Annotated in this window: 13 protein-coding genes; 4 read left to right on the forward strand and 9 right to left on the reverse strand. The window is 67.4% G+C overall.

Annotated features, from left to right (window positions below; translation table 11 throughout):
- The first annotated feature begins 247 nt into the window (after positions 1–247).
- The gene (locus MPARV_RS0114515; protein ID WP_012226232.1) at positions 248–703 is read left to right on the forward strand and encodes a hemerythrin domain-containing protein; all 456 of its coding nucleotides are present in this window, start codon (positions 248–250) and stop codon (positions 701–703) included.
- On the forward strand, positions 700–1,239 hold the full coding sequence (locus MPARV_RS21490; protein ID WP_020378804.1) for a thioredoxin domain-containing protein: 540 nt from the start codon (positions 700–702) through the stop codon (positions 1,237–1,239). Before MPARV_RS0114515 ends, MPARV_RS21490 begins: the two co-directional genes overlap by 4 nt.
- Before the next feature lie 27 nt (positions 1,240–1,266).
- On the opposite strand, the gene MPARV_RS0114525 is transcribed toward MPARV_RS21490, so the two are convergent.
- Entirely contained in the window at positions 1,267–2,979 is a 1,713-nt protein-coding gene (locus MPARV_RS0114525; RefSeq protein ID WP_020378805.1) for a potassium channel family protein, read from the reverse strand.
- Complete coding sequence (locus tag MPARV_RS25635; protein WP_020378806.1) at positions 2,976–3,461, reverse strand: transposase; 486 nt, start codon at positions 3,459–3,461, stop codon at positions 2,976–2,978. The genes MPARV_RS0114525 and MPARV_RS25635 overlap by 4 nt, the downstream gene beginning before the upstream one ends.
- A 220-nt stretch (positions 3,462–3,681) precedes the next feature.
- Here MPARV_RS25635 and MPARV_RS0114535 point away from each other — a divergent pair, with 220 nt between their 5' ends.
- On the forward strand, positions 3,682–3,912 hold the full coding sequence (locus MPARV_RS0114535) for a hexameric tyrosine-coordinated heme protein (RefSeq protein ID WP_012226214.1): 231 nt from the start codon (positions 3,682–3,684) through the stop codon (positions 3,910–3,912).
- 7 nt (positions 3,913–3,919) lie between these two features.
- Here MPARV_RS0114535 and MPARV_RS0114540 read toward each other — a convergent pair whose 3' ends face one another.
- The 3 genes from MPARV_RS0114540 to MPARV_RS0114550 all read right to left on the reverse strand — a co-directional run bounded on the left by MPARV_RS0114540 (position 3,920) and on the right by MPARV_RS0114550 (position 6,993).
- On the reverse strand, positions 3,920–4,747 hold the full coding sequence (locus tag MPARV_RS0114540) for an SDR family NAD(P)-dependent oxidoreductase (protein WP_012226212.1): 828 nt from the start codon (positions 4,745–4,747) through the stop codon (positions 3,920–3,922).
- A 138-nt stretch (positions 4,748–4,885) separates the two neighbouring features.
- A complete protein-coding gene (locus tag MPARV_RS0114545) occupies positions 4,886–6,286 on the reverse strand; it encodes a glycosyltransferase family 39 protein (RefSeq protein ID WP_012226210.1) in 1,401 nt (466 codons plus the stop codon).
- A gap of 107 nt (positions 6,287–6,393) precedes the next feature.
- A complete protein-coding gene (locus tag MPARV_RS0114550) occupies positions 6,394–6,993 on the reverse strand; it encodes a hypothetical protein (RefSeq protein WP_157789654.1) in 600 nt (199 codons plus the stop codon).
- A gap of 126 nt (positions 6,994–7,119) precedes the next feature.
- Between MPARV_RS0114550 and MPARV_RS0114560 the strand changes: the two genes are divergently transcribed.
- Entirely contained in the window at positions 7,120–8,043 is a 924-nt protein-coding gene (locus MPARV_RS0114560) for an NADP-dependent oxidoreductase (RefSeq protein WP_020378808.1), read from the forward strand.
- Positions 8,044–8,057: 14 nt separating this feature from the next.
- Here the strand turns inward: MPARV_RS0114560 and MPARV_RS0114565 are convergent, their stop codons facing one another.
- The 4 genes from MPARV_RS0114565 to MPARV_RS22925 all read right to left on the reverse strand — a co-directional run bounded on the left by MPARV_RS0114565 (position 8,058) and on the right by MPARV_RS22925 (position 12,645).
- Positions 8,058–8,963 (reverse strand): glycoside hydrolase family 16 protein, encoded by a 906-nt coding sequence (locus MPARV_RS0114565; RefSeq protein ID WP_157789655.1) that lies wholly within the window; start codon positions 8,961–8,963, stop codon positions 8,058–8,060.
- 302 nt (positions 8,964–9,265) lie between these two features.
- Positions 9,266–10,294 (reverse strand): GerMN domain-containing protein, encoded by a 1,029-nt coding sequence (locus MPARV_RS0114575; protein ID WP_157789656.1) that lies wholly within the window; start codon positions 10,292–10,294, stop codon positions 9,266–9,268.
- A 372-nt stretch (positions 10,295–10,666) separates the two neighbouring features.
- Positions 10,667–11,188, reverse strand: coding sequence for a nucleoside deaminase (locus MPARV_RS0114580; protein ID WP_012228269.1), 522 nt, complete (start codon positions 11,186–11,188; stop codon positions 10,667–10,669).
- Positions 11,189–11,367: 179 nt separating this feature from the next.
- Positions 11,368–12,645 (reverse strand): lipase family protein, encoded by a 1,278-nt coding sequence (locus tag MPARV_RS22925; RefSeq protein ID WP_020378812.1) that lies wholly within the window; start codon positions 12,643–12,645, stop codon positions 11,368–11,370.
- Between the last annotated feature and the right edge of the window lies 1 nt (position 12,646).

Raw genomic sequence — 12,646 nt, forward strand, 5'->3', positions numbered from 1 at the left:
GATGTGTGGTGCCCCCACGAGTACCTGGTCCCCTTGCTCCCACGATGGCCGGCCACCTGGCAGGTGTCCGAGCCGAAGGTCGTGTTCGTGGGCCGATGGTAGGTCGGATCTGCCCACCGCAGCCGTGCTCGGGCACTGAGTGAGATTCGGTTGATATGATCATCATTCATCTTGGTGGGAACCACCAGGGGTGCGCGCGAACGTGACCGTTGCCAATTTATTCTAGGTCGCGATAGACTTAATCTCCATGTGTGACCATTGCGGGTGCCGAGAGTTCGCTCCCATCGCCGAACTCACCGCCGACCACGAACAGATCCTGTCGATGGCCTGGGCAATCGTCGAAGCGGTACGGGCGGGCCGGCCGGCGGACGTTGACGAAGTGGGTCGGCTCGTCACGCTGCTCGACGCTCATGCCGCCAAGGAGGAGTTTGGGCTCTATCCGGAACTGATGGAGCTTGGCGAGTTGACCGAGGTCGCCTGTGCAGTCCTCGAGGAGGAGCACCGGACGATTCGAGCGGCGCTGGTGGAGGGCCACTTTGACCGACGCGAGTACTACGCGCTGTCGGCGCACATCGAGGTGGAGGAGATGGAACTCTTCTCCGCCGCCGGGTATGAGTTTGAAGAACCCGAGTGGGTTGAGATGGCGGCGGTTCACAACGCCGTCGACAGCGGCGACAGAACGGCTGAGAGGACCCTTCAATGATCGATCTGGTGGTGTACGGAGACTTCAACTGCCCGTTCAGCGCACTCGCAAGCGAGCGTGTCGACGAACTGGAGCGACGCGGCATCGCGGCGGTTGAGTGGCGAGCGGTCGAACACGACCGCGGGATCCCCGCCGCCGGTGTGGAGATCAGCGGCGACGTCGCCCAGATGCTGACCGACGAGCTCGCTCAGATCAGGGGGCTGCTCGACCGCGGTGAGCCCGATCGGTTGCAACTCCCAATCTGCCAGGTCAGCACCCGGCTTGCCATCACTCGTTATGCGGGCACTCCGAACGAATCCCGTCCCGAGCTTCGCCACGAGATCTTCGCCTCGCACTGGCAACGCGCGGAGCGCATCGATGACGCGGCGGTGCTCGACGACCTCGGCGCCGGTCCCGCCAACAACGTCGTGGCCGAGGAGTGGCGGGCCGCCTGGCAGGCCGCCACCGACCCGATTGTGCCCGTGCTGGTGCTGCCCGACGGATACGTGTCTCGGGGGCTCGGCGCCCTTGCCCGCCTGGCTGGACTGCTCGCCTGAGGCTTGGCCCGATGATGCCCGACCGTCTCAGGCCATGCGCCGTCGCAGCCTGGCCCGCCAGCCGTCGTTGAGGTTGGCCAGCCGTTCCTGGCCGGCGTCGTCGCCGATCAGGATCAGACCGGTGTCGGCGGTCAGCACCACGTCGGCGCCGGGGTTGCCCACCAGGGTCCCGTCGGTCTCGACGGCCACCAGGTTGCAGCCGGTCTTCTCCCGCAGCCCGCTTGTGGCCAGCGTCTTGTCGCGCATCGAGACGGGTACCGTCGACCGGAACACGTCGAGGCCGTCGGCGACCACCAGGGTGTCGTTGCCGCGGAAGTGGTTCCAGACGGCCGCCGCCCCGGTTGAGGCATACGACAGCACGTCATCCGCGCCCGCCCGATACAGCGTGGACACGTTTCGGTCCAGGTTTGCCCGGGCGACGATCTGCAGGTGGGGTTGGAGGCGGCGACAGTAGATGGTGAGGTAAATGTTGATGTCGTCGTCGTGTGCGGTGATCAGCACCCCGGTGGCCGTTCTGATCCCGGCGGCCTCCAGCACGGCGATGTCGGCGGCGTCGCCAAGCACATAGTGCTCGTCGAGTATCCGTTCGGGTTGTTGCTCGATGATCTTGTAGCCGATGTCCGCTTCGGCGAAGGCCTGAGCAGCGGCGCGCCCCACCCGCCCGGCGCCGATGATCACGACCGAACCTTCCAATTCGGAGCCGGTCCCGTAACAACGGTCGTAGGCGTCGAGCTGGTCCTGGGTGGCGGCCAGGATGAGCACCGAGGAGGCATTCAGTTCGATGTTGGGAACGGCGATCGTGAAGACCCCCTGGTCCCATACCCCGATCACGGTCACGCCCAGTCGCCTTCGTAGCTCGACGTCCGCGATGGAGCGTCCCTCCAGCGGTGTTCCGGCGACCCGGGCCTCAGCGATGAGTACTCCGGCGAATCGGCCGATCAGGTGGCTCCGTCCGCCGGGCAGCAGGGTCCGATCGGCCATGGCCGAGCCGAGCAGGAGGCCCAACCGCAGCACCTCGTTGGCTCCGGCAAGCTCGAGTACGTCCACCGAGGCCTCCTTGTTGGCGGTGGCAACCACGGGCACGTCGGCGGAGATCTCGCGGGCGGTGAAGATGATGTTGGCATTGGTCGTATCGGGCCAGGTCGCGGAGAGCAATGCCGCCTTGTCCACCCGGGCGGCGCGGTGGGTCGCCGGGTCGTCGCTGCTGCCCACCATCACCCGGTAGCCCTCGTCGTGCAGTTGGAGTGCCTCGGCCGGGTCGGCGACCAACACCACGTAGTCCACCCCGGCCTGTTCAGCCCGCCGGATCAGTGCGTCCTCGATCGGCCCCGGCCGGGTGAGGATCAGGTGGCCGGCGGTGTCGGCCGGAAGCGACCGGGGGGCCCTGGAGGCGTCGCGCTTGTTCATCCAGGGGACGAAAACAAACTGAATGAAGGTGAACGGCAACAGGATCAGCAGGTAGGCGGTGCCGGTGAGCAGGACGATCACCGAGAAGATCCGGCCGAGATCGGACGTGAAGGTGATGTCGCCGAAGCCCAGGGTCGTCATGGTGACGAGCGTCCAGTAGAACGCAGTCGCCCAGCTGTGATTTTGGCCCTCGGCGGCCATGACCTGGTGGAAGATCGCAGCGAAGGTCACCACCAGCACAACGAACGTGGCCAGCAGAATTGCCACCATGCGCAGGTCGCGCCGTCGCAGCGGTCCGGCGAGATAGCTCAGAACGAACGCCAGGCTCTTCATGGCCCCGCATCCTCGCACGGCCGGGCGCCCGTTGGGGTGGGGCGTCGACGCACCCGACGGCGGCCGACCAGCCCCGCAGAGCGGGCCACATCGACGTTCGCGTTGAAGATCCGGTCCGGATCAGCTGAGCGGGCCAGCCGGGAACGCATACCGGCCAACACGGTCCGTTCGAACCCCGGATAGTCGAAATCCAAACCGCCGCACGCGTATTTCCAGCGGGCGTCGAACTGGAACGCAGCGGTCGCTTCGCGGTCCGACAGTCCGAACGCTTTCTGTAACACCATCACCACCGCCACGATCCTGGGTGGGATCGACTGGCGGCCCGTTGTTTGGAACAGGTCCGCGAACGCGTCATCAGGGAACAACACATGGCACTCACGGTGGAGGATCGACCAGATCGAGTCCTCACCAACAGCCTCACCTACAAAGCGGTTGGTGGACCGGAACACGTCACCCTGGCGTGGTGTCAGCCCGACCGTCACAACCGGCACCCAACATCAAAGAACATGGGTGTAATTCTACCCGACATGAACCAGGATCGCGAGTCTCAACCGGCGCGAAAAACACCAGCCGCCGCGCCGGCCCGGCAACTCGGCACCGGGTTCTGCGGCGCCGGTCGACTCCAGTATCTCCGGTGAGTATTGTCATGAACGGGCGGGGTCACCCCGTGCTGACTGCGAACTCGAACCACAGGAGCCAACGATGGCGCTCATCCCCGACAACACCTTGATCACCGCCACCCCGGAGGAGGGCCGAGCGTTGGCGATCATGATCGCCCGCAAGACGATCGGTGCGATCCAGCCCGACGCCGAGGTCCGCGGGGAACTGCGCCCGGCGTACGCCAACGACGCCGACTCGCTGACCGCCGCCGGTCACGTCGTCGCCATCGAGTTCGCCACCGTGGCTGCCGCTAACAACTACTGGCGCGGCTGAACCCGGCCTACGGCCCGACCTTCTGGCCGCCATCCACCCGCAGTTCGATCCCGGTGATGTTGCGTCCGGAGGACCCGGCCAGAAACAGCGCCGCCTGAGCGAGGTCGGCCGGGTCGACGTGGCGCCGCAGCGCCGCCGTTGAGGCCAACCGCCGGGACACGTCGGCGGCATCGAGGCCGTCCTTGGCGGCGACGTGTTCGCACAGCTGGTCGAGGGGGGCTCCGGTGACGTAACCGGGCGTCACCACGTTCACCCTGATGCCCTCGGGGCCGAGTTCCTTGGCCATCGTCATCGACGCCGAGACCATCGCCGCCTTGGTCGCGGTATATGGCGCCTGCCGCTCGGGGAGCGAGTGGGTTCCCAGCGTGGAGACGTGCACGATGGCTCCGCCCAGGCCGGCGTCGACCATCGTGCGGGCAGCGCAGCGGCTGACGTCGAGGGTGCCAATCACGTTGACCTCGAACGCCCGCCTGAGCTGGTCCATGTCGACGTCGATGAGGGCCCCTCGCCCTGCCATGGTGGCCACCGCGATCACGGAGTCGATGCGGCCGAGCGTCGCCATGACGGCGTCGACGACCCGACGGCCGACGTCCGGCTCCCCGAGGTCGGCGGCAACCGGGTGCGCCCGTCCTCCGGTGGAGGCCTCGATGTCGGCGGCCAGATCGGTGAGCCGTTGCGCGTCTCGTGCGACCAACGCCACCGTGGCGCCCTCGCGGACGAAGGCCTCGGCACACGCCCGACCGATGCCCTCCCCGGCGCCGACGATGAGACACACCTGGCCGTCGAGCGGTCGACCGTCCTCGGTCGGTGCCTCCTCGGGAGTGATGTCGTCCATCGGCCGACGATACCGCCCATCTCGTTGGAGGTCGCCGAGATGGGGCATGCAGAACGCGGGGTGCACTCCGACGAACCCTGCCGCAGGAACCGTGGTTGTTTCGTCATCCGGAGACTGGGGCCGGCCAGATCCGGGCGTTCAGCTCGCGGGGACCTTTCCACTGCGTTCGAGGCGGTCGATCTCCCCGCTGTCTGCCCAGATGATGATCCCACCACGCAGCGTTATGTGGTCCTCGAATCTGGTGGCCAGGCGGGCGCGCTGCTCGGCCCCAAGCCCAAGGACCGATACGTAGACGTCACATGACGCGAGGTCGCCATTGTCGGAGACCTGCGGGAACGGTGAGGTGTAGACAAAGAGCGGTTCGGCGTTACTCCCGCAGACCTCCAGGCCTTCGGCGCGGACGATGTTCACCAGCGCCGCCGCCTCGCGGGTCCGAGGTTGGCTGTCGAGTACTTCGAGCGCGCCGGGCAGCAGGGCCCACACCATTGCAATGACCACTACCACCTGTGCGGGCCTGGGAAGTCGAGCGACGCCGAAGCCGGCAAGCGCGGCTACGAGTGGCATCGCGCTGACGAAGAACCGAACGTAGAGGTCGTAAGGCTGGACCACCTGCCACATGATCGCCACCGCTCCAACGAGGATTGCGCCGCTCACTGCGACCGCCATCAGGTGCTGCTTCGACCGCATGGACAGCGTGACGATGCCGGTCACGACGGCCAGTCCGATCACTGCCACAGCCGGCCAGGACCAACCGATGAACTCCCGCGCGAGTTCCAGAGGGAAGTCGGCGAGGTAGCGATTGCCCCGAGCCTCGGTGTTGGCTCTGATGTCGTCAATCAGCGGGAACGTGATCCCTATGGCGACAACCGCCGCCACCAGCCATGTGGAGAAATGGGCCGGCCGGACGCGACGTAGTGCGATCGAAGCTGCTGCCAACATCAGAAGCGTGAGCGCGCTGTAGGCGTGGGTCGTGACCGCAATGACCATCAGCGCTCCCTGGATGATCAGCCAGCGGAGTCGATGGTCGTCCCACGATCGCCAAAGTGCCGCTCCCGCGGCGACGACCGCCGCAGTGGCCAACGCGTACCCGCGGAGCTGCCGGAATTGGTCGAGGAATATGGGGTTGAGTGCGAGTACAACACCTGCTGCCACGCCCGCTACGGCACCGACGTGACGGGCAACAAACCACGCCACGAGGCCGACGGCGATCGCCCCGCACAACGCCGGACCGAGGCGCTGCGCCTGTTCGCTCACCAGCCCCAGGCGCCACGCGACCGCCTGTATCGCCGAGAACATCGGGTGGTTGTTGAAGACGATCTGCGTCGTCAGCGCTCGCCTGACCGACCCACCCCTGATGAAGTAGTAGTAGGTGAAACCCTCGTCGTATCCGAACGCTCGGCCGATGCGGATCAGTCCGAGCAGGAGCGTTGCGACACCGCAGACAAGGCCGGTTGCGACGCTCGACGAGACTCGGCGGTGTTGCCGAGAACGATCGACCTCGGTGCTGGTGGGTGCATCGTCTGCTGGTTGGTCACTCACAGCGCGTGACGCTAGTTCGGCGGCCGGCCCCCACCCAGCTCCCGGACTGCATTGATGGCGGGGCGCCGTTGCGGTCCGGGCCTGAGCGGGCTCGGCACGTGTGACCGCTACTCGAGCGCCTCAGCCCGGCTGACGTAACCGAGCAGCGGGCTGACGCGGAGGCGGACCGAGCCCCCGGGCCGCCCGCGCAACTCGGCGAAATGCCTGGAGTTCACGTTCCAGGATTTGGGTCCGTGCGGGGTGGAGAGCACCACCTCGTAGCGGGTGCGTCTCCGCACCGACCGATTCATGCCGGAGCTGTCCCTGCTTCGGAACCACACCATCTGGACGATGCCGGGCAGGAAGTCGCCGGTGCGTCGTTCCTGGGCCTGCACCAGCCGTCCCTCGACACTGCGGCGAAAGAACAGGTCGAACGCCCCGACGGCAATCTGAACTATTTTGTACAGCACTCCCAGCAGCGCTGCACCACCGACCCCGAGGGCGACGAGGTCGATCAGCTCGCGGGAATCCTCGAGCCCGGTTGCGGCAAGATCCAACTCGCCGGCGCGCACCTGGTGGGCGCCGTAGATGATCACCCCAAACACGATCGCCCCGACCACACCGCGAGCGATGAGCGACCCCGGGTAAACGCCCCACCACGGTCGAAGTCGTCGGCCAAGCATCGACTCGGCCCGGCCGCTCGTGTCGCCGAGTCCCGGAATGCTCACCATCGAATCGAACCTGCAACGAACATGGACCTCCCGTCGATCGCCGCACCTCGCGGCGACCATAGGCCACCCAGCCAGGTTCGCAAGTTGATCGGGATGCCGATGGGCGCGCTACCTTGCCGGGCCATGAGGGCCTATGTGCGTATCGACGGGCAGAGTCAAGACGTGAAGCTGATGGACGTTCCGACGCCGGAGGTTGGCGACGGCCAGGTGCTCGTCGAGATGCACGCGTTTGGCGTGGGCATCCACGACCGCTACTTCATCCCGCCGAACGGCCCGTTTCCGTACGTCATCGGCATCGAGGGTGCCGGGGTCGTCGCCGGATTGGGCGAGGGGGTCGACACGGTCAAGGTGGGCGACCGCGTCAGGGTGGCGACCAACATGGAGCCCCAGGGCGGAACCTGGGCCGACTACGCGGTGGTCCCGGCGACGGGTCTGTCGCCGATTCCCGACGGCCTCGGGTTTCCGACCGCAGCCGGCATCACCGTGCCCGGCAAGTCGGCCGTCGAGAGCACGCACGCGCTCGCGCTCACCGAGGGTGACACCCTGTTCGTGGCGGGCGCCTCGGGGGCGATCGGCACGCTGGTGGTGCAGCTGGCGGCGCAACGGGGCATCCGGGTCATCGGCTCGGCCTCGGCCCCCAACCACGACTACCTGTTGTCGCTCGGGGCCGAGGCCGCCGTGGACTATCGCGAGGTCGGGTGGCCCGACGACGTGCTGGCCTGGGCACCGGGCGGGGTGGACGCGGCGCTGGCCATCCAGCCGGGCACGGGCGCATCGAGCCGGCAGGTGGTGCGCGACGGGGGCCGGGTGATCACCGTCTCGGGTGACCAGGAGGCGCCCGACCGCGGGGTCACGGTGGAACCGTTTGTGCATCGCCAGGACACCGGCGGTGAGATGGACGCGCTGGTCGACGACATCACCGCGGGGCGCATCCGCCTGGTGCTGGAACACGTCCACCCGTTCGCCGAGGCGCTGACGGCGTTGGAGGCGACGGAGACCCGTCATGCACGGGGCAAGCGGGTGGCCACCCTGCCCGTCGCCGAGTAGGCGGTCGGGGCCGGTCAGCCCGACTGGGTGGTGCTGGGTGGGGTCGTGTCGTCGGGGGCCTCCTCGCCCGCGGCGTCGTCGAGGGGCCACACCCGAACCCAATCGACGAGGAGCTGCTGGGGAAGCGCTGCGGAGTCGACCTCGCCCGCATAGGCGCCGAGGAACATGTCGAACGCGATCACCTCGGGATGGTCGTCAAAGGGCCAGGTCTGCTCGTCGCCCTTGGGCGGGCGAACGTGGGTGGCCGTCTCCTCATCATCGATGAAGAAGCGGATCTCACCCTCGGCCCATTCGACCGCGTAGGTGTGCCACTCGGCGACGTCGACCTGGGTGGACTTCGCCCGGCCCCAGTCGGTGAGCGCCGGAACAGCCTTGGGCGGGGTGGAGTGCAGGTTCGTCTCGACGTAGCCCATCGACTGCGGCTCTCCCTTGGTCTCCGTCTCGCGGGCGAAGTGCTCCATCACGTCGATCTCGCCGAAGTCGGGCCACTGGTCGTCGTTGACCAACCAGAACGCCGGCCACGTGCCGGGCGTTTCCGGCAGCTTCATCCGGGCCTCAAACCGACCGTACTGAAACGACTCCCGGGTCTGGATCATCGCGGAGGTGTACTTGGCGTCCTTGTAGTCCTCCTGGTGGGCTTCGATGACCAGGTTGCCGTCCTCGACGCGCACGTTCTTGTCGCGGTCGGTTTGGTACGACTCGTGACGCTTCTCGATGATCGGTTCCCACACCTCCCAGTCGAGCGGACCGTCGACGTCGAACTCGTCCGCAAAGCGCGGCGTCGGGCCAGATGGTGTCGTCGTGGTGGTCGATGAGTCGGCCTGCTCGTTGGTGTCGTTGCCGCTGCACGCTGTGGCGATGAGCAGGGGGGCGGCGAGGAGTGCCGCTCCGCGCGTCATCCGGGTTCGTCGAAGGTTCACGAGGGTTGCTCCTGATCGGGAGGAAGGGGTTCTGGCGCTTTCAGGATGTTCTCAGGTCCCCTTTCTAGGGTGCCGGGTGCTCCCTTGAGAAAAGGACCCACCAGGTCGTCATCTCGTTTTGGCCAGTTCGGCTCTGCTGACCTGGAGGGCGCGAGCGTGAGTTGGGTCGGCAAACGCGGGGCAATCGTCGGACTGGCCGCAGTTCTGATCGCCGGTTGCGGCACCGGCGTGGGCGACGCTGCGCAATCGAAGACGACCACCACCACTCGGTGTGCCCGCTGACGCCGAACCGCCCGTGGGCCTCAGCCCGTAAAGACAGCCGATGCCGGAGGCCCCGAGGGTGGGGGTGGGGGTGGGGGTGCCGGTGCTGAGGCCGATGTCGGCGTCGGCGCGGCGTCGGGCGGGGAGGCCGCTGAGGATGGAGGCGTCGCCCCAAATCGCACAGGTACCTCGTACACGTCCCGCTGGCCGCCCTTCTCTGCGTCTTCTTGGAATGCGATCACCGCGCCCAGCCCCGGCTTGGCGTTCTCGAAGGTCTCGGTGAACTCGAAGTCGCCCCAAGTGCCGTTGCCCGCGGTGGCGGTTGTGTGCCCCTCGGCGACGATGAGCCCGTCGCCGTCGGCGATGGAGTAGTTCACGGTTGCCTCGAAGGTGTTGGAGATGCCGGAGACCGCCAGCGGGGAGGCCACGTTGGCCCCCGGGGTGGGCGATTCCACCAAGACCGCGGGGGTGACGTTGGCGGAGTCGTTGCGGTCCACCTCCGTGGCGGGTACGCCCTCGCCGCCGATGCCGTCCACCGGTGCGCCGTCCAGGTGGATCGTCACCCGGTCGACCTCATCGAACTGCGTTGCGGTGAAAACCACCTGGGCGACCCGGAGCTGCATCGACAGGCTGCCGCCGCCGGTCTGGAACGCGCCGGAAAGGTCGACCACGGCCGTGCCGCCCGAGACCGACACCCCGAGGAGCTTGGTGGCGTCGGGGATCGCGCTGGTCATGCCGATGTCGGTCTCGAAGGCGTCGGGGCCCTTGAGCAGCGCTTCGATCGCTCCCTCCGGCGTCCCCGGGGAACTGGAGCGTCCGGCGGCTCCGACCTTCTCGTTCCACGCAAAGTAGACACGCGTCTCCGAGGCGGCGCGCCAGCTGGATTCGCCTGCGGGCGACGGCGCTGCTCCTGCGTCCGGGGCGGTGGCGGTAACTTCCGTGCTGGCTCCGTCGCCGCACGCGACAACACCCGCCAGCCCGAGCACCATCGCCGAAACCATGGCCAGCCGTCGCCAACGGAACCTCCCGGGCACTCCACCGCTGTCAGCGCGAACTCCGGAACCGCCCACGACACACCTCCTGATTATCCGTCATCGTGCACCCTGAGCCGATCGCGCAGTAGGGCACTTGGTCACATTTCCTTCCCTGTCGGATCGGCCTCCTCGGTTCGAGCGGAAAGAAGATCCTGAACAGGGACCAAACCCGACGATGCGGATGCAGCTCGGTGAGACCTGCGGCGCCGCTGCAGCGCCGGCCACTCCTCCTACCACCACCGCTGCGCCGCCGCCAGCGGCTCCGGCGACGGCTCGTCCGACCGCCGAGCCTCCGAAAGCGCCCATGCCAGATGTCGTGTGCAAGAACCTCCAAATTGCACAGGACACGATCCAGGCCGCCGGCGTGTTCTTCTCCGAGTCCGAAGACGCGTCGGGCGCCAACCGATCTCAGATTCTTGACTCGAACTGGATCGTGCTCGCTGCTGAGGCAGCGCGATGTGGGCCTCGCCATCTGTGGAAGAGCGCTGTGGCCTCGGGCACCAGTTCGTCGCAGGGGCCCTCGATCACGATGCCGAAGTTGGACGCTGCGGCGATGTCGGTGGCCCGCAGGTTGATCATCACGTCGGGTTTGGCCAGCTCGGCGATCATCGGAGCCGACAGCACATAGACCAGCCTGCCGATGCCCACCCGCACGTGGGCGGCGGCGCACATCGTGCAGTGCTCACCACTGGTGTACATCGTGGCAGCGCCACGCTGAGCGGCACCGAGGTGTTGGGACGCCCAACCGGCCAGCGCCAGCTCGGGGTGGGCGGTGAGGTCGCCGGTGGTGACGATCTGGTTCCGGCGTTCGGCCAGCACGGTGCCGTCACCCGAGACCAGCACCGAACCAAAGGGTTGGTCGCCGCGTTCAACCGCCTCAGCGGCGAGTTCCAGGCAGCGTCGCAGGTGGAGGAGGTCGTCGTCGTTCATCGATGGTTCTTCTCAGTCGGTGCGTGGTTGTGGGCACGGTTGTCGGTGTTGCCCACCAGGATGTTTAACGAGATCCTCGAACACAACTTCCTGAGGGTCGCTTTTGGTTCACTGAAACCGGCACGGATGTGGTGGGCCAGGTCGACGTGCCCGGACACCAGACCGACTGTTTGGCGGGTTCAGGGAGCGGTCGGGCTCTTGGCGCAGCTGTCGGTGGGCGGGTCGCCGTCGAGGCGGGCGTTCAGCCACGCCGAGGTCTGCTCCGATGTCTCACCGATGATGCTGTCGTGGGTGGCGTCATCGACGATCAACAGCTCGGTCACCTGACCGGTCTCACACAGGCGGGCATACAGGTCGCGCACCCGGTCGATCACCACCCGGTCGTCCGCGGTGCCCGACACCAGAAACAGCGGAGCGTCCACCTTGACCTCGCCAACATCGTTCGCCAACAGCAGTTGGTGGGCCGGTTCGGTGTCGCGCGGGTCGTGGGTGAAGAGTTGTTTGCCCGCCGACAGCGGTATCAGCGTGTCGGTGATCTCGGGCAGGCACCCGGTGGTGAACACGTCCGAGGCAGCGGCCAGCTCGTCGGTCACGTAGTCGCCGAGCTTGATCCCGGGGTGCTCGCCCGCCCCGCCGTACAGGCTCATCGCGGTGAGGATGCCGGTGACGATCGGGTCGATGCCGCCGTAGACGTTCTCGAACATCACCGCCGGGGCGAGGGCCAACGTGGCCACGAGGTCGAGCTCCGGCGCGTAATCCGCGGCCAGTTCGCCGGCCGACAGCGCGCCGTGCCCGCCTTGGGAGTGGCCGACCGACAGCCAGCGGTTGCCTGCGTGGGCATCGGCGAGCTGCCTGGCGGCGCGGACCCCGTCGATCACGCTGTGGCCTTCGCTGGGCTTGGAGAAGTACGGGTGCAGCGGCCCGCCCTCGGTGCCCAGCCCGATGTAGTCGGTCATCACGGCCACGCCTTCGACGCCCCAGTCCGGGGCAACCTTGGCCTGGCGGCTGACGCCGCACCGGGGTGCCAGCCCAACCGTGCCCGGCGCGGTGGCCGTCACCGGCCAGCCATCCTTGGGTGCCGTGCCGGTGGGGTAGGTCACCAGGCCGGTGACCGCCCGGTCCCGGTCGGCGCCGTCGCGGGAGTGGTACATCACCTTGACCGTTGCGGCACCGTCCGCCTCGCCGAGGTCCATCACCCGGATCAGCTCGCCGGGCTCGCCTTCGGGTAACGGGTCGGGCGGCACGTAGAACGCCGCATCGTCGCCGTCGAAGGGCTTGGCGGTAAACGGGGTCGGCTCGGCGCCGGAGGTTGTCGTCGTCTGGCCGGTCGCCCCGGACCCGACTTCGTCGGAGGTGGAGGAGGCGTTGCCCGAGCACGCGCTCACACCCAGCAGCATCATGGTCGCCGCCAGCGCCGCTGAGATCCGGCCGGTTGTTCGAACATTGAGGAACATCATT

It is taken from the genome of Candidatus Microthrix parvicella Bio17-1 (genome assembly GCF_000299415.1).
GTDB lineage: Bacteria > Actinomycetota > Acidimicrobiia > Acidimicrobiales > Microtrichaceae > Microthrix > Microthrix parvicella.